The organism is Paenibacillus marchantiae (assembly GCF_028771845.1).
Taxonomy (GTDB): Bacteria; Bacillota; Bacilli; order Paenibacillales; family Paenibacillaceae; genus Paenibacillus; species Paenibacillus marchantiae.
This window is the reverse complement of sequence record NZ_CP118270.1, coordinates 2,301,121-2,324,018: the sequence shown is the minus strand read 5'-3', so window position 1 is coordinate 2,324,018 and position 22,898 is coordinate 2,301,121. Positions and strand designations below refer to the sequence as shown.

Annotated in this window: 15 protein-coding genes; all 15 read right to left on the bottom strand. The window is 50.0% G+C overall.

From position 1 onward, the window contains the following. Positions 1-58: 58 nt before the first annotated feature. The 15 genes from PTQ21_RS10510 to PTQ21_RS10440 all read right to left on the bottom strand — a co-directional run bounded on the left by PTQ21_RS10510 (position 59) and on the right by PTQ21_RS10440 (position 22,898). Entirely contained in the window at positions 59-1,171 is a 1,113-nt protein-coding gene (locus tag PTQ21_RS10510; protein ID WP_274569782.1) for an ABC transporter ATP-binding protein, read from the bottom strand. Positions 1,172-1,175: 4 nt separating this feature from the next. Continuing rightward, on the bottom strand, positions 1,176-2,012 hold the full coding sequence (locus PTQ21_RS10505) for an ABC transporter permease (RefSeq protein WP_063567844.1): 837 nt from the start codon (positions 2,010-2,012) through the stop codon (positions 1,176-1,178). A 1-nt stretch (position 2,013) separates the two neighbouring features. Then, positions 2,014-3,024 carry an ABC transporter permease gene (locus tag PTQ21_RS10500; protein WP_063567843.1) on the bottom strand — a complete coding sequence of 337 codons (1,011 nt, stop codon included), beginning with the start codon at positions 3,022-3,024 and terminating at the stop codon, positions 2,014-2,016. A gap of 89 nt (positions 3,025-3,113) precedes the next feature. After that, positions 3,114-4,925: an ABC transporter substrate-binding protein gene (locus PTQ21_RS10495; RefSeq protein ID WP_274569780.1), complete on the bottom strand. Its 1,812-nt coding sequence runs from the start codon at positions 4,923-4,925 to the stop codon at positions 3,114-3,116. A gap of 203 nt (positions 4,926-5,128) precedes the next feature. Continuing rightward, entirely contained in the window at positions 5,129-5,815 is a 687-nt protein-coding gene (locus PTQ21_RS10490) for a response regulator (RefSeq protein WP_274569779.1), read from the bottom strand. Beyond that, positions 5,815-7,032 carry a sensor histidine kinase gene (locus PTQ21_RS10485; protein WP_274569778.1) on the bottom strand — a complete coding sequence of 406 codons (1,218 nt, stop codon included), beginning with the start codon at positions 7,030-7,032 and terminating at the stop codon, positions 5,815-5,817. Before PTQ21_RS10485 ends, PTQ21_RS10490 begins: the two co-directional genes overlap by 1 nt. A 54-nt stretch (positions 7,033-7,086) precedes the next feature. Continuing rightward, entirely contained in the window at positions 7,087-7,533 is a 447-nt protein-coding gene (locus PTQ21_RS10480) for a DUF1453 family protein (RefSeq protein ID WP_072735153.1), read from the bottom strand. Positions 7,534-7,782: 249 nt separating this feature from the next. Beyond that, entirely contained in the window at positions 7,783-8,427 is a 645-nt protein-coding gene (locus PTQ21_RS10475; protein WP_079695080.1) for a Vat family streptogramin A O-acetyltransferase, read from the bottom strand. Between the two features lie 105 nt (positions 8,428-8,532). Beyond that, positions 8,533-10,518 (bottom strand): CotH kinase family protein, encoded by a 1,986-nt coding sequence (locus tag PTQ21_RS10470; protein ID WP_274569775.1) that lies wholly within the window; start codon positions 10,516-10,518, stop codon positions 8,533-8,535. A gap of 227 nt (positions 10,519-10,745) precedes the next feature. Then, a complete protein-coding gene (locus PTQ21_RS10465; RefSeq protein WP_274569774.1) occupies positions 10,746-15,095 on the bottom strand; it encodes an alpha/beta hydrolase fold domain-containing protein in 4,350 nt (1,449 codons plus the stop codon). 42 nt (positions 15,096-15,137) lie between these two features. After that, positions 15,138-16,688, bottom strand: coding sequence for an extracellular solute-binding protein (locus PTQ21_RS10460; RefSeq protein WP_274569773.1), 1,551 nt, complete (start codon positions 16,686-16,688; stop codon positions 15,138-15,140). 135 nt (positions 16,689-16,823) lie between these two features. Beyond that, positions 16,824-19,193: a heparinase II/III domain-containing protein gene (locus PTQ21_RS10455; protein WP_274569772.1), complete on the bottom strand. Its 2,370-nt coding sequence runs from the start codon at positions 19,191-19,193 to the stop codon at positions 16,824-16,826. A gap of 34 nt (positions 19,194-19,227) precedes the next feature. Beyond that, positions 19,228-19,995, bottom strand: coding sequence for an SDR family NAD(P)-dependent oxidoreductase (locus tag PTQ21_RS10450; RefSeq protein ID WP_274569771.1), 768 nt, complete (start codon positions 19,993-19,995; stop codon positions 19,228-19,230). A 30-nt stretch (positions 19,996-20,025) separates the two neighbouring features. Continuing rightward, positions 20,026-21,864, bottom strand: coding sequence for a cache domain-containing sensor histidine kinase (locus tag PTQ21_RS10445; RefSeq protein WP_274569770.1), 1,839 nt, complete (start codon positions 21,862-21,864; stop codon positions 20,026-20,028). Continuing rightward, positions 21,861-22,898, bottom strand: coding sequence for a response regulator transcription factor (locus PTQ21_RS10440; RefSeq protein WP_274569769.1), 1,038 nt, complete (start codon positions 22,896-22,898; stop codon positions 21,861-21,863). The genes PTQ21_RS10445 and PTQ21_RS10440 overlap by 4 nt, the downstream gene beginning before the upstream one ends.

The following is a 22,898-nucleotide window of genomic DNA, read 5'->3' as shown; positions in this document are numbered from 1 at the left end:
TACCTCACTCCTTTCGGGGAGCCTTGATCCGAGCCCATTACGCCCAGAAAGAATCATTTCATTGGTCTGCGATATCGTCTGTGTCAGATTGAACATCTCGGACATCTTCTTTATTTGAGTCATTCTCCTCCTGATTTTCTTCCCTCTCCTGGGGCTCTTCGTTCATGCTCTCCTGCTCCCTGATCTGCTCCAGCATTTCTGGTGTCAGGAGACAGCGATATATGCGCCCATCGACATGAATGTTCTCGATTTTGCCCTGGCGGCACTCGTCGGTCACCAGTGTACAGCGCTCTGCAAAGCGGCAGCCTTCCGGCACATTCTTCAGATTTGGTGGTGCACCAGGAATGGCAGCCAGTTTGTGCTCCTTCATGCCCTCTTCCGGCACAATGATGGAGCCCATCAGTTTGCGAGTGTACGGATGCAGCGGATTGAAAATCATCTGCTCTGCCGTGCCTCGTTCCACAATCTCACCGGCATACATCACCATAATTTCATCCGTGACATGGTACAGTAACGGCAGCTCATGCGTGATGAACACCAGTGATTTGATTACTTTGCGCTTCAACAAATCCTTCAATAGACGAATGACCGCCTTCTGGGAGGTTACATCCAGTGCCGAAGTAGGTTCATCCGCAATGAGCACGTTGGGATTCAGAATTGTTGAGATGGCGATAACCGTTCGCTGCTTCATGCCGCCGGATAATTCATTTGGATACATATCCAGCACATCCGGCGACAAGTTCAGTGATTGGAAGCGCTCCGTAGCCATCTTCCGCACATCCGACCGTTTCATCTCCGGACGATGCTCCTTCATGATATCTTCAATAAACCTGATAATACGCAGCGTTGGGTTCAGTGCATTCATGGCAGCCTGCGGAATATAAGCAATTTCCTTGCCCAGAATGCGCGAACGAAGCTGCTCTTTGTTCAGCTGCATAATATCGGTACCATTAATCCGGATCGAACCACTGCCATAATGAAGCGGCGGGAAATAAAAGCCCATCAGGCTGAGCGCCAGCGTCGATTTTCCACAGCCCGATTCACCTGCAATGCCCAGCGTCTGCCCTTCTTTCAGTCCGAACTCCACCCCGTCGACGGCAAAGACATTCTCCTTGAGCCGGGTACGGTAATAGGTTTTCAGACCGCTGACCTGAAGTATAGGTTGGTTCATGGTCTTAGCTCCTTATTTTCGGATTAAAAATTTCGTCCATGCCCGTATTCATCAGATAAAGCGAGAAGGTAATGACGGCAATCGCCAGCGCCGCAGGAATGAACGCCCACCACGCCCCTGCTACTGGCGCTTCAAACACCAGTGCCCAGTTCATAAGAATGCCGAGCGAGATCGTATTATACGGCCCCAGTCCCAGCATGGAGATGGATGCTTCGGACAGAATGCCCGATGCCGTCTGGAGCACAAAAGCCATCACCACATAAGACGCGATATAGGGCAAAATCTCATGGATAATGATACGCGGCGTACTGTGTCCCGAAATTTTCGCAATATGCACATGATCCCGGCTACGCAGAGATGTCGTCTGGGCTCGCACAGCCCGGGCCGTCCAAGGCCAGCTGGTTATACCGATAATGATCGCCGTCACCAGGGAACTGCGTGAATCAATGCTGACCGAGATCAAGATCAGGATGATGAACGAAGGAATAACAATGAAAATATTGGTGATCGCCGTCAGAAAGTTATCTAGCATTCCCCCGATATATCCCGACACCAGGCCCATAACCAGACCGATAACGGTTGCAAACACACCTGCAATCAGCCCCACACGTACGGATGTCTGGATGCCATACATCAATTCAAGGAAAATATCCCGTCCAAAATTGTCCGATCCTAATAGCAGGCCATCGCCAGGTGGCTGGAACGCCATCGCAATCATCTCAAGGGGATCACTGCGATTAATGAGCGGATAGATCGTAACCAAGAGCAGCATGCCGACAAAAGTCACCGCGCCGATCATGAATTTGGGTGACTTCAGCAAAATAGAGATCGAATGCTTCATATCACTGTTCCTCCATTTGAGCGGCCTTGATGCGCGGGTCAATGAAACCGTAGATGACATCAATAGTGAAATTTGCAAGCAATACAGCAATGGCAATCAGCAGCGTACACCCCGAGATTAGTGGGTAATCCAGTTGCCTTATGGCCGTGAACAACCATGTGCCGATGCCTGGATAACTGAAGACAATCTCACAGATGAGTGACCCACCGACCATCGTACCGATGGAGAGCGCAAGTCCCGTAATTTGCGGCAGCATAGCGTTACGGAACACATAACGCGCAATTCGGCCGTCGCGAATACCCAGCAGTTTACTGTATAACACATAGTCTGAATTGAGCTCATAGATGGACATCTCCCGCATGCCAATGGCCTGACCACCAATGGTCACAAGCACGATGGAGAGGAACGGCAAGGTATGGTGGCGAACCACGGACATGATAAAGTCGAAGCTCAGCTGCGGTACCATCTGGAAGTCATATCCGCCCGATAAAGGGAACCATTTCAGTGATAACGCAAAGACATACAGCATAATAATAGCCAGAGTAAAAAAAGGAATGGAATTGATAAATAAAGCTACCGGAAACAGTACTTTATCAAAAACACCTTTCCGGTACGCTGCAATCGCACCGAGCAAATTACCAATGATCCAGCCGACCAGGATGGCCGGAAGTTGAAGCCCCACCGTCCAAGGGACGGCGGAGGCCAGAATGTCCGTCACAGGCTTCGGATACAGTCCAAAGGAAGTGCCCAGATTGCCTGTGAACAGATTTTTCAAATAGATGCCGAATTGGGTCCATAGTGGCTGATCAATGCCGAATTCAACCGTAAACGTCTCATACACCCGCTTGATGGAATCCGAGTCAGTCATCCCTGACGTCATTTTGGAAGCGATCATGCTCACCGGGTTACCTTCAATCAGTCTAGGCAAAATAAAATTCAGTCCGATGGCAATGACCAGGGTCAGGCCGTACCAGAATACTTTTTTGGCGACATATCTGGAATAGGCATTCATAGGATTTAGCACCCCCAAGTTTAGCGGATAAGGGCCTTATGTCTGAAGTGGCGTGTCACTTCATCGTGTCCTGATTCAATATGAGTTCCTTAATTGTGGATCTGATACAATGCCTTAATACCTGCGCCGTCCATCGAGATTTGCGGCGGAATGTTGGTGCCATCTCCTTCTGTCGGGAAACCTTTCCAAACCGATTCGTTCACGGTGTCAAACACCCATGGTCTGTACATTAGCGGAATAGAAGGGATATCTTTCAGCCAGATGGTATTCAGTTCAGTGTACAGTGACTTCAGCTTCGCCTCGTCAGACACGGATGGAATCTCTTCAATAATGGCGTCTGCACGGTCATTCTGGTACCGTCCCCAGTTCCAGAAAGCCATCTCACCCATTGGGGCAACCCCTTTGGAGTACATGATCGTCATCGCACGGTTCCACGGCTGGCTTGGGCTGACCCCGCCTGCAGGCGTGTTCATGATAATATCGAATTTGCCGGTTTGCAGATCATTGGTCCATACCGGGGATTCCGGGAATTTGGTGCGAATCTCAATCCCTATGGCCTTGGCGCTCTGCGCTACGATCTCCAAGGCAGCGTTCCAGTCAGACCAGCCGTAAGGACATTCAACCTCGAAAGGTCCAAGGCGTTTGCCGTTAAGAACACGGATGCCGTCTTTACCTTTGGTTGCTCCAATCTTGTCGAGCAGAGCGTTGGCTCCTTCAATATCCATCGTCCATTGCAACGACTTGATGGCATCTTGGTCAATATATTTGGACTCGGCATCCGAGTTCAAGGTCAGGGAAGGCTGCATCGGTGCGGAATATCCGCTCATGGCCAGCTCCGAGATTTTGTCATAGTTGATGCTCATGGCTATCGCACGGCGAACGTCAGCATTATCGAGTCCGGCTTTGGACAGATTGAAGAAAATGCTTGGCATGGAACCGGGCAGATAATACGGCGCATCCTTCAGATACGTTTTGACAGCAGCCCCGCCTTCCCACATCTTCCACACTTGAGGGATAAACTGCTGGGAGACGTCCACTTGCCCACTCTTGAACGCCAGATCACCTGCGGCATTATCCTTGTAGATCACGTGAGTGATGTACTTCGGTGCGGGCAATTTGCCGAACAATTTCTGCCCCCAATAGTTATCGTCACGGACAATCGTAATTTTCTGGTCGTTGTAAAAATGAAGCTTATAGGCTCCGGTTCCTACTGGATTATCATTAACCTCTTTACGAATCGCGGTCAGATCATTATTGTTCTTCTTCTCGATCTCTTCCCAGATATGCTTCGGCAGCATCGGGATCAGTTCAATGCTGTCCAGTACGGTCAGCTTGTTGGGGTTATCAGGGTTCAGCTTAATTTCCACGGCCTGTGCTCCATCTGCTTTCACTTCACTGATGTAGGTCCAGAAGCTGCTCCAGTTGATATCGTATTTTTTGCCCAGTTCATAGGTGTATACAACATCATCTGCTGTAAAAGCCGTTCCGTCGCTCCACTTCGCATCCGCATTCAACTCAATGCGCAGAGTCGTTTCATCCGTCCATTCATACGAATTGCCCAAGAGAGGTTCAAGGCCACCGTCCAGCTGGTTTACCATAAACAGGGTTTCGTACACCAGTTCCCTGGAGTTGCCGTAATTCACTGGAAATGCGGGATTTCCGCTCAACAGATTGAAGTTGGTTGGTGGCCCCCATTGCAGTCCATTGATATACAAGGTCTCATTACGTGGTGTCTCCTTGTTGGTCTGAGGTGCAGGTTCGTTCTGGGTTGTCGTGGTCGGTGTATCCACCGTCCCTTGTGGTTCACTTACTGATGGCGGCTGAACACTTTGGCATCCGGCAAACAATGTGACCGACATGAACAGAGCGACGAGCGGTGTGGCAGCTCTCTTAAATCGCATTCTGAACCCCTCCGTGAATTCATATTGATGTTATTGGAAGCGCTTACTTAAAGTTATTCTATGACTTATCTCACACAACATTCCATCTCTTTTCTCAATTTTGAGACATTGTTTTTGTGGTCATACAAAATAACCAGCTCCGCATGGGGCAGCTGGTTATTTGCTGAATTTGGATCACTACTCCACAGAAGATCAAGAAAGGTTTACTTGACGAATCCATTACGAATGGCAAAGACGACCGCCTGTGTGCGGTCTTCCACTTGAATCTTTTGCAAAATGCGATGTACATGAGTCTTGACCGTACTCTCTCCGATAAAAAGCTTGCGAGCAATCTCCTCATTCCGTAATCCATATGCCATCTGCTGCAAAACCTCCAATTCCCGTCCCGTAAACGGTTCCGGCAATTGTTCGTTTGCTACCGTCTCCTTCACTGAATCCGAATGACTCGGAGTTGAACGAATAGCAAGACCGATCACCTTGGCTGCCACCGCCGTGCGGTAGATCGCCTCCCCCCGATATGCAGCACGAACCGCATCAACGAGTTCGTCTGGCGCCGCATCCTTGAGCAGATAACCAACAGCTCCGGCACGTATTCCTTTGTACACATAGTCCTCATGATCGAATGTGGTCAGGATGACCACTTTGCAGTCAGGCAGTATCTTCATCAGCTCCGCTGTCGCTTCCAGTCCGTCTCCTGCTTCCATCTGCACATCCATCAATACGACATGTGGACGAAGCTCTGCTGCCAGAAGGACTGCTTCATGTCCCCCACCCGCTTCGCCTACCACTTCCATATCCTGCTGTGCATTAATAATAAAACGTAAACCATGCCGGACCAGATGCTGGTCATCCACGAGGAGTACACGTATGTCCTGTATGTCTTGCTCCATTATTGTTCATCACCTCCCATAATCTCCTTCACATCTTGAGGGATGGTAAGGGTTAACCTCATTCCATGTGGATCGACTGCATCAATGGATAAGGAACCGCCTGCCCTTTCACATCTTGCTCTCATACTCGACAGTCCGAAACCGGGAGAGATCGGATTCTCTTTGCGATACATTCCGTTGTCCTCCACAATCATATGTAGCTGATGCTCCTTCTCCAAGATGTCCACCTTCACTTGCGAAGCCTGGGCATGACGAATAATATTCGTTAACGCTTCCTGAAGTACACGATACAATAATTCGGACGTTTCTGGCGTCCAATGACTCGTCTGCTCTTGGGGGGTCAGTTTGATCGTGAAACCTGCCATCTCCCGTATCTCATTCACCAGACTCGTCAAGGCGACCAGCCCGAGGCCTGCTTCATTGCTGCCCATCTGATGAGCAACAGTCCGAACCTCCTGGAGACATTGTCGGACTACTTCAAGCACCGTACCCATCGCTTTGTCGGCTTCCGCTGCATCCATCTTCATCATATATGGCAATGCCTGAAGCTGAACAATAATGGATGTCAATCGGTTACCAACACTGTCGTGCAAATCCATTGAGATTCGGCTTCGTTCTTCAAGTACGGCATACTGCATCAATCGCACGGTAGCCTGCTCCAACTCCTGATGTGTATCCTGAAGCTCCTGATGGGCATGTGTCAGTTCAGCGTGCACCTTCTGCAATTCCTCATAATGTCGTTTGCTGTCCTGTCTGCTTTCCCGCCTGATTCTCGCAGCCCAGCATAGAATATAGGTTACAGCGTGAGCCATCGAATACACCAGAATCTGATTGGGTTCGTATTCATCCATATAGAGCAGCGCCGCATTCCCAATGATGATAACGAAGCCAAGCAACGAAGAACGATGGATGGGCAATTTTAGCGCAGTATATCCGATGAGATAAAAGGTTAATTCAAATATACGATACTCGGCCTGGAAGAACTGGGCATAGAGCAGCGTCACCATCCAAATCACCAATATCCCTAACGTTCGCATCCGCTCATTTCGAAGTGACTGTGGAACCCAAACCAACATAAGGTAGGGCAGTCTAACGATCAGTCCTGCACCCAAATCGACCCACGCCAATTCTTTGAGGGGCTCAATCAGACTGGAGAGCAGCAGCAACGTTAAAATAAGATCTGCTGTATGATCCAGTATCACCTTTCGAATTTGCATCCATTTCGAATCGTTCTGCATAGCTATCCTTTCCAATCCTAAAGTTTGAAATGATTATACACCTCTGCCTTGAAAACGCTGGACTTTGGCATACAGAAAATAACGCCGGGCAACGATGCTTCCCAGAGGTAGAAACAACAGAGCATTGCTCAGTGAAACCACCGTATGATGCACATCCCATTGGCTGGCGAGCTGTCTTAACACCATAACCGCGATCAGAAGCAAGCTACTGGCCAGCGATCCCTTAGACATCATTTTACCTGTAGTTGGATGGATTCGAAGCTGTTCCAGATGTACCCGCCACGCACCAATCCCGCAACCTATGATGAGAAAAACAATATATAACAGAATGTTGCCCACCGTTAATGGTGTATTTACTACGCTCGAAAGCACCCAATACGCAATAATCGCTGGAAAGACCCATAAACGGGATGTCTTCACTTCCTTCTCCCTTAGCGATAACAATAGAACAATGACGGCTACAATAACAATATTCATCATGTTTTTTTCCTCACCTTCTCCACGTGTTCTCTGATCTACATTTAGTGCAGCCGAATTCAACGGGAGTTAAGTCCACCTACAGATGGATTGGCTCTCTTAACTTCTTCCATCCAGGGGCTTAGTGTGGATATGCAAGGTTCCATGAAGTGTGATGATGATGAGCATATGGAGTGCAAAATAAAAAAACTGGCTCCATAAGGAACCAGCGATAGTCTCGTTTTTTTTGCAAATTAATTCACGTACACCAACCTACTTACTCTTCAGAAGCTCACGCAATGTCTGCGGATCGTATGTAGAGACCAGTCGTTCCAAATGTGTGTCCAACCACGCCTCATCTTGATCCCACCATTTCAGTTCCAGCAGTAAAGCAATGATCTCGTCGTCGAAGCGCTTTTTGATTGGTTTGGCCGGATTGCCACCCACAATGGTGTAAGGCTCGATGTCCTTGGTGACTGTCGCATTGGAAGCAACGATGGCACCGTCTCCAATCGCGACACCCGGCATGATAGTTACATTTTGCCCAATCCAGACGTCATTGCCCAATACAGTGTCTCCCTTAAAAGGCAGTTGATCCAGCGTAGGAGTTACTCTCTCCCAACCACCACCAAAAATATTGAAGGGATAGGTTGTCATGCCCTCCATCCGATGATTAGCACCATTCATAATGAATGTCACACCTTCGGCAATTGCACAAAACTTACCGATCACCAGACGATCGCCTAGGAAATCATAATGATGCTGAATGCGGTCATAAAACTGCTCGGGTGGACGACTGTTGTCACTATAATACGTATAATCACCGATCAGCACATTAGAGCGCGGCGGCAAATTCTGAATGTAACAAACGGTACGAATATTATCGTTAGGGAAAAGTTTTGTTTTATCGGGAGCCATATGTGTTCCCTCCTTTTCCCTCATTGTACCAGAAAGGGATTCGATCTGATCATCGAATCCCTTTTCTCGTTCTCCGTAGAACAACGTTTCTCTACAAGAGAGATATTATTTGGATGTAAGTGTTACTTGTGCAGCCGTTTGATCCCAATCCACGGTCAGTCCCAGTCCTTCAGAGATGAAGCGTACCGGCACAAGCGTGCGACTGTTTTTGATAATGGCTGGTGCATCAATTTCGAGCGTTTCACCATTCACCGTTGCTGTGCTGCTTCCGATCTGGAGCACAAGCGTCTGGTCATTCAGTACAGCTGTTACCGTTTTCGCTGTTTTGTCCCACGTTACTTCTGCACCCAAAGCTTCAAGGATGGCGTTCACTGGTACCATAACCCGGCCACTTTGCTCTAGCGGGTCCTGATCCGGGAACGTAATCGCTTTGCCATCGAGAGTTACCGTAATCGCTTTGTCGGTCGTTCCTGTTCCGTTATCCGTGCCTGTATCTTCTGAAGTCTCTGGCAAAGGCGTTACTTCACGTCCAAGCTGCTCTTGCAGATTGGCAAGTCGGTTCAGGGCAAATGTCGTCAACGATCCCGCTGCCATGGAGCCCATGCCTCCACCTCCGCCAAAGTTACCGCCCGGACGTGTTTGGGTATTGCCTGTGCTGTCTGTTGTTCCTGTTCCCGTTGTGCCATCCGGCGGTGTTGTACCATCGGGAGGTGTCATGCCTTCAAAACCTTCCGGAGGCGTCATACCTTCCATGCCCTCTGGTGGTGTCATGCCTTCGAATCCTTCTGGTGGTGTACCACCCATGCCACCCATACCACCTGTTGCATCAGCGTTGGCAGAGTATGCAATGTTGGATTCAAACTGTTCGGTTGTGTAGAACTTCGTTGGATCTGCTTCTACATATGGCCGAATGATGTCAGCCAGACCTGTGATACGATCCTGGATGCCTTCCATATAATCCGTCAACTCATTGACGTAGCTCAAGTATTTTTCCTTATACTCAGGCACGGCCAACAGGTTGTTGATCATCGGTACATTTTCCATGCTAATGCCCAGTACTGGCTCGTCCACGGATACGTTCGTTGCATTGGTGTTGGTCGTGGTTGATCCAGTTGTTGTTGTACCACGTCCCCCTCCACCCGAGTATCCATTAAAGGACATGTTAAAGTCCCAAGGTACAACGGTGAATTTGCCAGCCGCATCTCCGTAAAGCATGTAGTTATGCCCTTTGTCGCCGCTATAGCTGTCATAGTTACCAAAGACCATGTTGCCCGCGATATATTTCAGTGCCGAATCCACATCCAGCACACTCTCGATATCACCTTTTTCACCTTCAGGCATGTCGTTCAGCGTTTTGATGAAGTTTTTGAGTTTGGTTTTATTCTCGTCCGTACCCAAATCTTCGGTGATGGTGCTGTAGTCACTGCCTTCTGAATATTGCAGGTAACTCTTCTCATCCGTATCGTAGAGGACACCGTCCTCATAATCTTCACCGTAATTGCGTTCCAGGTAGCTGTCATCTACTGCTTCAACCCCGGTATAGAAACCAACCAGTTCGCCGTTGATATACAGATTAACGTAGTTCGTCATCGGTACATCCATGCCAATGCTGCGCAGAGCTTCATAGTGAAGAACTTCACGCATGTACGATGGATCGGAATAGTTGTTGTTAAGGACCATTTTATCCAGACCGAGCAAGGTTTGTGTTTTGTCGTATTTATCGAACTTCAGTCTGAAGCTGTAACGGTCAGAATCTTGCATGGAGGCTACGGATTTCAAAGTCAGATTACCCTTGGTGGAGAAACCAACGTTATCTAGCTTGTTGCCGTCCACTTCCACACTTACCTTCTTATAATCCTTATCCAGCGGGCTTTCGAGCATGCTCTTCCAGTCTGCATCATCAATCGTAACATTCACATCAATGACGTTGTCCGTTTGGAACAACGATTCATAGGCTTGCGTGACGCCTGTGCTGGTGCTTGTATCCTCTGCGGCAAACGCAGCGTTCGGGCTTCCTACCAAGGCAAAAGATGATGTTACCATCGTCACGGACAAGGCCGTTACTGCAACTTTACGTAGTAAACTATTCAAATGATGAATCCTCCTTCTTGGTTTCTGTTAAGCAACTTAGGCTTATGAAACCATGGTAGAGGACAAACCTTTAATGAATCTTAAATCAATGATTCACAACAAAAAGTAGCCCATCAGGCTACATAAGTTGAACTATAAATGGTACACCTGATCACTCCGATTGCAGTATAGTGTAAAATTGAGCTTCAACTTATATAGACGCCTGCTAGGCTACTTGCTCTGATCCTTTACAGCTCGGTAACTGTAACACCTGCTGCTTTGTAATAGTCCTCATTCACATTGTTTAGAATGTTGGCCTTTAGCAGAATGCCGACTCCGGCAAAGAGTCCAATTCCGTTTGTGTTACCTTCGATTCGGTTATTTTCAATTAACACATTCTCGGGGTTTCCTTCGCCAATATTGCCGGCTCCGGCATCACCTTTGTCGCGCTCAAGACGCACGCCCCAGTAACCGCTAGCGGTATTGTTACGGATCACATTGCCTCGAATTACCGTGCCCGGTCCATTCAGCACTTTGATTCCTGCCGTATCTGTAATCGTGGTTGTATTCTCGATCAGATTATCCTCGATTAGAGTATCGGGGGTGCCCATGGTTACCGAAATGCCGATTTGGCTGTTCCTGATCGTGTTGTCATGAATGTAGTTTCCTTTGCCCGACTTGCTGTGATTGCTGGGTGCTGAACCCCCTGTATTGCCAAGTCCAATCCCTGCGCCTGTCAGCACATCCGTAATGACATTGCCCGAGATTTCATTCAAATACTCCAGTTCACCATGAAGATCAATAGCATCCAACTTCGTTCCGTTAAATGTATTGCCACGCAGCACGTTGTTATGGGCGACAAACTGGATCAACGCTCCATGTCTGAGATAAGGGCCCTCAAACGTACTATCCTCCACCACATTCCATAACGTATCATTGTCAAAGCCGAGCCGATCAGTCTTGGCCGTTCCCTGAATGGATATTCCGTAGCCTGAACCCCCAGGGCCCAGATCTGTTGCATTGCGGAATGTTGCATGCTTCACAACGACATCTCGGCTGTGTTCGATGCGGATAGCCATTCGTTTAAATTTCTCCACAATTACACCGTCGATCGTAATGTCATACGATGGTTCCTCACCATAGTTAGCGATGTGGATCATGCTATCCGGCCCCCCTGCGGAGGGATTGTTGGATTTGTGATCGGTCGTGTAGCTGCCAGACCAGGATGAAGTTAGGGTCATATTGGATACGAGAATGCTGTGCTGAGCCGATGCTTTCAGGACGGCGCTGCCCGTCACCTGATCCAACGATGTCTTGAGCACGGTTCCTCCACTGCTCTCTCCTCTCAGGTTCACCCCGGATTTGAGCATCAGGTTGGTAGTTCCATCCGGCCCGGACAACAAATTGTACACTCCATCAGGCAAAAACACTTCATCACCAACGCTGGCCTCATCAATGGCAGCCTGTATTGCAGGTCGGTCATCACTCGTATGATCAGCCAGATCTGCTCCGTAATCCCGTACATCAATCGTACGTCCGGTTACAGCATGAGGAGGATGGACTGCATGTGGTGTTCCATCTGTCTCCGTCAGACCTGGAGCGATAAAGGACTCCGTTCCCTCCGGTGGTTGAGGCTCAATGTATGGAATCAGGGCAACAGGCGTCCCTCCCCCTGCAAAAGGAGCATACAAATGCACATCGGTCAGACTTGTATAAATACTTGAATCAGAATTGCCATGTCCGGTGATCCGTACGTAACGTGCAGAAGTATCCGGGATATCAAATGCCTGCATTTCTGTTGTATCCCCGCTGCTTTCGCCGCCATATACCTGGGTCCAATGATCACCGTCAACAGACGTTTCTATTTCAAAAAAGGTCTTCCTGACATCCCCTTTGTAAAAACCAATCCCAACATAGCCCACTTGCTGTGCCTGCCCCAGATCAAATGTGATCCATTGCCCCTCTCCGGCAACAGACCAGCGTGTATAACTGTTATTGTCGATGGTATTAGTCGCCAGGTTGCCGTCGCTACCGCTTGCCGAGACGGAGGCAACAGGCAGGGACGATACCGGAACGGTAAGGGTGGTCAAATCGGATGATAGGGCACTGCTGACGTTGCCAGCTTCATCAATCGCCCTCACTTGAAACGTGTACGATGTTCCAGCAGCAAGTCCGCTGTCATGAAATGACTGCTTACTTTGTTCAGCCAGCAAAACTCCATCCCGATATATCCGGTATGCAGATACAGCTGTATCATCGCTGGCAGCGGGCCATCTCAGTTCCGCAAAATCCGTTCCCCAGTTGCGAATCTCAAGTATAGCTCCCTGCTCCCATTCTGGTGACTGCGCGTCACTGCCTTCTTCGATTAAAGCAATGACCGATAACTGTGGACGCGGATTGCTCGTTCCGTTGGCTTCCTTGGTATAGACGTTAACGGAAACACCTGTTGATCCCGCATCCGCGAGCAAAAATGCAATCTGCCCCGCATCTGGACGACTCTTCACATAATCGGTTACATCCACTTCATAGACGGCCGGGCTTCCACTACGATCTGCCGTGACCTGGAATTTGCCAAGCAGCGAACTTTCGCTGAGACTTTGGACCGGAGCATTCGACCAGGTTAACGATGATTCGCTCCAGTCTGTTTCATTCAAACCGTAAAGAGACAACTCTGTATTGATATTTGATGTGCCTTTTTTGGCGGCAATCCGTAGTCGATACCGATCTCCTTCGGGCTCATTTCCGGACATATCAAATTTGAAATACACATATTTCTTGGTCGATGAAGTGGAAGAGATGCTTAGTAATCCGGTGCTGGAGCCCGTTGCCTGATTGAAATTCAGATCAGGCTTGCTGCTGTCAATCGCCGCATCGTCACTTGGCAGCTTGCTGGCGATGACCTTTTCAATCAACGGTTTTTCTTCTTCGGCTCCAGGCGAAGTGTCTTCGGGATTGTTTTTGAACATAATGGGCTCCGTAACGATCCGGTTCTTCACATGTTCATCAAGAAAGGCCCATGCCGCCGCATTGGCAACCTCGGAAGCCGTCCCTGTAAATCCATGGCCCTGACCAGGTACGATTTTCATATCCACTATCGGGACACCCGCAGATTGAAGCTGTCCCGCGAAAGTAACACTGTCTGTGTAAGGAATGGTGGCATCAGCATCACCGTGCCGAATCCAGAACGGTGGATCATCCGGTGAAGCATAAGTTCCCGGCATCGCAAGTCTGGCCTGCTCCGGTACATCGAATGCACGATGTCCGCCAAGCAGAGCCGTGACCGAGCTATAGTTATTGGCAAATGTCGTTGTAAAATCAGCGGGTCCGTACCAGTCGGCAACGGCCTGCACTTTGTCGGAATACTCAGGCCATCCGCCAGAACCTTCAAGATCAGGTACATCTACCGTCACCCCTGTATCGAGCATTACAGTGTCACCAGCCACAATGTCCCCTGTTGTACCGAGCAATGCAGCCAGATGGCCGCCCGCAGATGATCCCCAGACGCCTATACGACTCGGGTCCAGGTTGTACTGCGCCGCATTTGCCCGCAAATATCGGATAGCAAGCTTTACATCCTGAATCTGGGCAGGGAAAGGCGCCTCAGGCGTCAGTCGGTAGTCCAGAGATACACCGATGTAACCGCGTTTGAGTACATAATTGCAAATGGAGTTCAATGCCTGCTTTCGGTCCCCGTGATTCCATCCACCTCCATGGATATAGACCATGACCGGCATCGGTTCAGCTGCCGCTGTCTCAGGAACAGCAATGGATGAATAGATTGCTCGCCCACCAGCCGTGCCAATCTCCACATCCTCGTATAAAGTCACTCCTTGTGGTGGCGTAAATTCAGTATTCTCCTCTCCAGGCGGAACTGGCGATGGGGCAGGCGTTATACCGGGAATAGCCTGACCATAAATGGCAACATTGTCGATATACATGTTGGCCTGCATGGCATCTCCTGTCCGAAAACGAATTTTCACCGTGCTGTTATTGTTCGCTTCCGAACCCAGCGCCCAGCTTTTTAGCGTATTACCTTCCTTGTTCTTCACATCTGGAGTGCCTGGGGGAAGTTCAAATGTCTCCAGCGTTGCCCAGGAACTGCCCCCGTCCTTCGACCATTCGATAATAATGCTTCCGCTGATATAGGACGAGGCGCGTGTATAGTAGCTCAGCCGGATATTTCCGTATCCAGTTAGATCAAGTGGCAGCGCGAGTGCATCGGTTCCGTCAATCTTGATCATGTTGGGCAGCGAGGGTGCGGTTGTGGAAGATGATGTTTTGGCCTTGCTTCCACCTACTCCTTCCTGCAGCCAGGGAGCTCTCAGTGCAATTCCGCCTGTAGAGCCAAAATTGTCCGGGTCATCAAAGTTTTCCGCGTAAATCTCCAGCTCCGGGCCCTCCGGATCTGGGATATTTTCTTCCTGCGTAGTATTTAAAATAGAATGAGGATCAGCGTCTTCCATCGCCCGGACTTCATGCACGGGAACGGTAATACCGCTAATGAGTATGACAGACATGGCAACAAGTACAACCCGCTTCTTCCACGTTTTGAACACGTCAATCACTTGTATCCCCTCCGTATTCAGCTGACTTGCCACTCCGATGACAGAACAACCTTCCGATCGCTTCGACTTATATAGTTAGCGACGCGGTGCGGACACGCCTTCACCTTTTTTAAATTTCTCCGTGGCTTCTTTGATTGCCTGATCGCCGCCCTTGGATTTCCATTCCTCTACCACTTTTGGCCAATCGGAAATTGGCTCCTTACCATAAACCATCTTGATCATGTGTGTGAGCAATACCTGAGGAGGTGTATCCGAATTGGGAGCAATCTCGGGATTCTGTACAAAAGCTTCCAAACGCGGATCAAAGTTGATGCCATCCCGACCTTCTTTGGCTAAGATGGTATCGTAAATATTCATCAGCTTTCTGCCTTCTTCTGTCAGCGATAACGAGCCTTTATTGTACGTCGTGTCCTGTACGAACCATAAGAACGACTGACGGTAACGCTCTTCGTCCACGCCAGCGGAGTCTGTTGGAGCTTTGTAAGAAATCACACCATTATCCTCTGTGTAGGTCTCTCCTTCTGTGCCGTATGTGAAAAACTTCTCGGCTTCGTCAGACACCATCCAGTTAAAGAAACGGATAATGGAAGCCGGATCAGCCGCATCCTTATTAATAAAGTAGGCACGTGTCACCGGACCGTACAGATAATAACCGCCCTTTCCGTCGGGGCCGACTGGGGAAGGGATAATCTCGATTTTGGCATCGGGAACCGATGCTTTAATCTGCTTCTCCCATTGGATCAGTTCGTTGGCGTTCATGGACCACATACCTGCCTTGCCCGAGAGAATCGTATTTTTGAATACCGTGGAATTGATGGTCGCGAACTCTTTGTTGATGAGCCCTTCCTCGTACATCGTCTTATAGACAGTTAGGGCTTGTTGCATATTCTCGTTATCCATAAATTTCGGTACAACCTGGTCGCCCTGCTGCTCCATCATGGACAGGAATTGCTGGACGTCATAGGCACCGAAAAAAGTATCTGCATATTTGAAATCCTCACGTCCCATATACGGATTCTCCACGCCGAGCTTCTTAAAGGCGCGTAAAACGTCCATAGTTTCCTCAACCGTAGTTGGCACCGGTAGTCCCGTTTGATCCAGCAGATCCTTGCGAATCCACGTTGCCCGGCGGGATGGATTGGATAAATATTCGGGGATGGCATAGATATGGCCGTCATGGGTTACCTGGTCCCAGGCTTCCTTCGGCACGGCTTTGAGCAAATCTTGCCCGTACTGCTGCAACAATTCATCCAGCGGCTGAAATACTCCAGCTTCGACCGAGCCTGCCATCTCTTTGCCGTTGACGCCGCCGTCACCCTGCACCACGTCAGGAATATCATTGGTGGCAAACATCTGGACCATTTTCTGTTCATATTCCTTGTGGGGCACCAGGACAATTTTCAGATCGGTATTGGTCAGATCCTCCAGTTTCTTCACCCATTGATCCTTGTTAATGTCCGGTGACTTCTCCACATAGGTATACGCCAGCGTCCGTAGTGAAATGGAGAATTTTGTTTTGCCGTCTCCCCCGCCCTCACCGGATGTTGCTCCACTCCCTTTGTTGCACCCCGTCATGACAGCTGCCGCCAGCAATAGCGCCATGCCTGAGACCATCCACTTTTTCATGCTACCCCTCTTTTCATCCTGATTTAGGTACTACTCATTGGTGAAGCGCTTTCAAATAGATGTTAAAACATCCCCACCGCCTGCAACAATGGGGATGTTTTAGATGAGATTGCGTTTTCTTTAGGTCAGCACTCCCTAGTACGTCTTGGATACCTCGATCTTCTTCGTTACACCGTTGTCGGTAAAATAGAGATGAATGCCGTGATCCTGGTCATCAATGAAATAAGGGACATACTTCGGCTCCTCGATCTTATATGGCACAAGCAGCGTTACAATTCTATGGCTTGAGGCAGGCCGCGTTTCTGCGCTCAGATGATAATGTCTTTCCAACCCTTCGTACTCTGCCGGGTCCACCTCTGCGAATTGATCCGTCTGGCTGAGCGACAACTCACCGGAGGAAGCATATACAAACGTCCCTTCAAGCCCCGCCTTATTACCGTTCAGACGGAAGCTCTGCCCTTTCAGCTGTAGCGGGTGCAGTGCATGGAACAGCCATTGAACGCTGTCCGGCTTCTCCAGATCAATGTGGTCCACAATGACGAAATAGGAGGATTGTAGAAAATGAATCTCCCGTACAACACGCTTCACATGGGGTACGGTGCTGGCATAGGCATCGGTCGCTACCGCGCGCACATAACCATCGCCATCCCGCCAATAGGCCTCTTCGATCTGCCCGGTGGCAGCCATGTTCAGCACCTTGTTGTTCTCGGCATACTGACCTGCTCCGCCAATCAGCAGGTTGTTTTTGGAGCGTGTCTGCCTGCGCCATTCCCGGTGAAAGGAGCTGCCGTGCGCGATATAATAGCCCGTATCCGCCGCAAGCGGCTCACCAAATGCATGCAGGGTAAAGCTGTTCTGATCCGCATGACTGTGGCTGATGGAACCATAACGGCTCGATTTGAGAAGAAGCATAATATGCTCATCCGGATCGTCCATCCGGTGATGCATGGCTACCCACCCCACATCACGGAACCACTTGAGCGGCTCGATGTCCACAGGTGACTCTTCCTCCACCTGCGGATAATCATGGCGGTATACTAAGTCGTCAAAGTTAAAGTCCCACCAACCGTAGTTATAAAAAGCCCCCTCTGTCCCCGGATCGGATTGGCGTACACGCTCAAAGTACCACTGGTACCAGTGGTTGCCTGTAACACCTGCCAGTTGGCGGACAAGATAGCCTGTTTTCAAGTTTACCGGGTCACCCAGCGTAGACTGATCTCCAAAGCTGGCACGCCGAGCGTCGGGCGGGTACACGTAGAGTGGAAAATCTCCGGTACGCTGGAAGAACGGCCGACGAAAGAAATCGATGCCCGCATAATTTCGCAACAAATTCATTGCTTCGGTCACATAGGCCATGCCTGTTGTCCAGTACATTGGACCTTCGGCCCATCCCCCATCACTGCCACCCCAAGGGGAGTACAGACAGGCATAATAATCGATCGCATAATCCAACCACTCTGCAGCCTGCTGCTCCTCATGCAACAAGGCCATACAGCAGGGCACAAGCACGGAAGACAATGAACGCACAGCATGGCTGTCATAAGGCACATGATGGATTTTCGAGCGGACCATCACATGCTGGGCCACCTGTTCTGTTCGACGCAGCAAACTGCGCCTCACCACATCTTGCTCTTCACTGTTCAACTCATCATGCAGCCAATCATAGCCCCAAGCGAGCGCGGCTGCGACCCGAAAGGCCGCTTCATCGTTGTAATCACGGGAGGTCGTTCCTTCCGTATCCCAAGCCGCTACATGCAACAGCCAGATTTTCGCTGCACCAAGCAACCGTTCGTCACGAAGCACCCGCCCCGCGATGCTGAGATGACGAATCGCATATAACGTTTCCTGACAGTCAATGTACATTTGCCTCCACAGCGCAGCGACACGTTTGTTATCCGGGTAAGGCAGCGGTTCACTGATCGGCTCTCTGTTGGCCCATGGCTCCACGGATTTTGCCATAAACATATGCCAGCCGCAATATGTAGCATCTGACGCAATGGCATCCGCAAGTGCCCTTAGCCCGCTATCTCCGAGCCATAGCCGAGGGTGAGACGTTTCCGTGGCAACATACCGCTGTGCCCGAGAAGGTATCGGTGTCTCGGGCAATCCCGCTGGTACCGTAAACCGCCTCACCTCACTCCATTCCGACATTTCCTGCTGCTTACCCCGCACGACATCCACTTCGGCTTCGCTACCTTGCTGCACTGGATGATCTACAAGCAGTGCATATCGCCAATAATAATCTCCAGGTTCAAACACTTTATCCGGCGTGAAAAAGTTATACGGGAGCGGCGCAAAGGTCATCGTCCCTTCTTCCTGAAAAGAAGGCCCCACCGACACCTGCAGCATATAGGCGTTCTCATCCTCTTGCTGCGCCGCCATCCAGGTAAATCTTGGCGGATTCTCTGCCAGAACGGTATGTTCATCAGGTGCATAGTCCACATGGAATGGCCCGCTGATTGGTTGGTACAACGGTCTTTCTGCAAGCTTCCGCTTCACTTCCATCGTATCGTTCCCCCCTTATCACAATGGTGTAGCATCAACGCATGTACATTCCGCCATTGATTTCAATCGTTTCTCCGGTTATAAAAGAACCCAGCTCGGAACACAGGTACAGCGCCGCTCCTGCGACATCATCGGGAGTCCCTTCCCGTCCAAGCGGAATGCTGCTTACCGCAGAAGATCGGCCTTCCGCCGAGGTGAACGTTGCATGGAATGCCGTTTGCCCGATGAAGCCCGGTGAAAGGGCATTGACCGTAATCCCGCCAGGCGCCAGTTCTTTGGCAAGTCCTTTGGTTAACGCAATGACAGATGCCTTGGAGGCTGCGTAAATAGCTGCACCCGGACCGCCCCCGTTATGAGCCGCTACCGAGGTCAGATTGATAATTCGGCCGCCTCCAGCCGCTTTCATACCAGGAATGACCGCTTTGGAGACAAAGACAGCGCTCTTCAGATTGACATCCATAATCCGGCTGTAAAGCTCCTCGCTCATCGTTTCAATCGGACTCCGTTCAACCAGATGCCCTGCATTATTAATCAACAGATCAATCGGACCGCCAAAGCGGAACGTAATATCTCCAACCATCGATTCTATGGCATTCGTATCGGTCACATCTGCCTGAAATGCCGCTGCTTCACCGCCAGCATCCCGGATGGCGGCCACGACCTCCTCCGCCCGATCCATATTATGCAGGCCATTCACAGCTACCTTTGCTCCGCAACGTGCCAATGCCCCAGCAATGGCAGCACCAATTCCTCCGCTGGAGCCGGTAACCAGCGCAATTTTGTTCTGCAAGTTAATATTCATGTTCGATCTTCCTCCCTGTTATAGGTTCAATTAAATCCGTTTGCTATGCTGATCTGCGGGAAGCGCCATCGTAATGGTCGTTCCCAAGCCTTGCTCACTCTCAATCATCAAGCCATACATTTCTCCAAATACCAGCTGTATCCGGCGATGAACATTCATGAGTCCGATGCCTCCGCGATGGTAGACATCATCGGAATCTTCGCCTGCCAGACGATTCAATTCCAGACGGTCACGCAGCTTCTTCAGGCGTTCCTCGCTCATGCCCATACCGTTATCCTGGACGATGACAAGAAAGCGATCTTCCAGGCGCCGAGCATCGATACGGATAAAGTGACCGGGCTCCATGCCTCGCGGAAATGCGTGTTGTAACACATTTTCCACCAGTGGCTGAAGGGTGAGTCGAACCATTTTTTCCAACAACAGATCCGGCGCAATGATAACCTCAACTTCAAGCTCTCGATCCATGCGATGTTTCATGATGGAAAGGTAGGCCAGCACATGCTTCAACTCATTAGCAACCGTAATTTCCTCCAGATTGGTCTGAATGGAATAACGGAGCATATGAGCCATGGATTCCACCATCTGTGCAATTTCTTCGGAGTCCTGTACGACGGCATAACATTTGATCGTTTCCAGTGTGTTGTAGAGAAAATGCGGATTGATCTGCAACTGAAGCGCCTGAAATTCCGCACGGTGCCGTTCCAGCGCCTCCTGCTGAAGCTCGATTTCCGACTTCTGGCGGCGCAGCTCCGACTCGTATACACTCTCAATCATGTCCGACAGGCGGCTGACCATCAGATTATAGCTGCGGATCAGCACACCAATTTCATCGCGCCTTTCCTTCATCTCAACCTTGTTCCAGATTCCCTTCTCCGTCTGTCTCATTCCGTTCATCAGCACACGAATAGGTTCCACTTGAGATGCTCCGATCCGGTAGGCCACGACAAGCGCGGCGAGCAAGGTCCCTGCACCAACCCATAATGTGGCTGAACGGATCGTTGCAATCGGTCTTTGCAGCTCCGACAGCGGCACGGAAGCGACAAAACGCCAACCCGAATATGCAGAAAGCTCCGATATGAGCAGCCGTTTGGTGCCATCCGTGTTCTGTTCCAGTGATCCTGCCTCCATGTGCATAAGCCTATTCACAGTGTTGGACGCCATCGCTGTCTGCGCCTCTTCGTCCCCGGGTGTGTAGATTACAGTTCCGTTCTGATCCATCACATACTGATACCCACCTTGACCGAGGTCGAGTTCTCCCCATATTTTGTCAAGCTCCAGCACATTTACTTCCATCGCCAGTACTCCGTTTGGCGTATAGGAGGATACCCCTCTAATCCGGCGAGCGATCGTAATCACATTGGCGCTCTGTCCACTGCGAATACTGCGGGTAAGCAACGTCGATTCTCCATTTGCAGGGGTTGCAGCCAGCAACTCCTTATATTGCTGTGCCGCGTCGATATCCGGTATGCCAGCTGAATTCTGGTTGTCATCAATCACAACACGCCCGTTATCCCCGATAACATACAGGAACTTGATCTGTGGGTATAACATAAAAACAGGCGGGAACACGTTCGTCTTAATCTGACGGCTGTACTCGTAATAGGCATAACTGTCCTCCGAATTCATATCGAGGAAATGCTTCACACTTCCGTTCGAGAGAATGGAGTAGGTTGCACGATCATAATTTTGCAAATACAGATCAGTCTGGTACGCCGTATTGCGCATCGTTTGGGCGATGTTGTCCGCAAGCTGGTCGTTCATTTCAGTCGAGGCATAGGTATAGGTGAACAGGCCGATGGCGGACAGAGACAACGTAATCACGACGGCAAAATGAAAGAACAGGCGGATGGACAGGCTGCGCTTCATCATTCAATGCCCAACTTGCTGCGGTATTCGGACGGGGTCAGTCCGGTAATTTTCTTAAATGTCTTCGTAAAATGGGGATGATCCGCATACCCCACTTCGTAGGATATATCCGTAATCCGATTGCCAGGCTGTTCCAACATGCGTTTGGCCAGTTCCATTTTGCTGCGTATACGGTATTGGATAAAGGTCTGACCTGTGGTCTGTTTAAACAGTTGGCTGAAGTAGGACGGGTTAAGGCCCAGCTTGGCGGCAATCTCGTCCAGTGACACTTCACGGCGCAAATGCTTCTCCAGATAGGCTTTTGCTTCTTCCACTGGATGCTTGCGCTTGCCACTGCGCTTTTCCTTGATCGTCTTCATTAACGTGTGGATTTCGTTGCCCAAAGCCTCGAAGCACTCCTTTGAGGAAGCGCTTTCATTTATCTCGCAGGATGTACTCATCGTTCCGTTGCCACGTGCGTTCATGCGGGCCACAATCAATTCCAGCAATTCCTGAAAAAGCTCCGCTGTCTGCTCAGGCATCAAGGAGTATGACGGGTAACGACCAGACCATGCTGCGAGCAGCTCCGTGACATCTGATTGTCTCAGCTCCCATATGGCCTCTTCCAGACGCATCGCCCAATCATTCAGCTCCCTCACGGGTACAAGAGAAACCGTAGGTTTATCCTCTTCGGTGGCCAGCAATTTGAGCAGCAGTTCATGCAGCTCCTGTCGTCCCACAGGCTTCAGCAGATATCGCTTTACTCCATAATCCATACAGGCTCTTGCATATTCAAAGTCCGAATAACCGGAAACCACAATAATGCGCATCGTACTGCCTTGCTCGGATAAACGTCGACACAGCTCAATACCATCCATCGTTGGCATGCGGATATCCGTAAACAGGATGTGTGGCCGAAAGGCCTCTACCACCTGAAGGGCCTCTTCCCCATGCGCTGCCTGCCGTATCTCACAGTCGAACAGTCCCGCTTGCTTGATCATCTTCGCCAGACCCATCCGAATCATCGGCTCATCGTCCGTAATCAAGATTCTGAACAT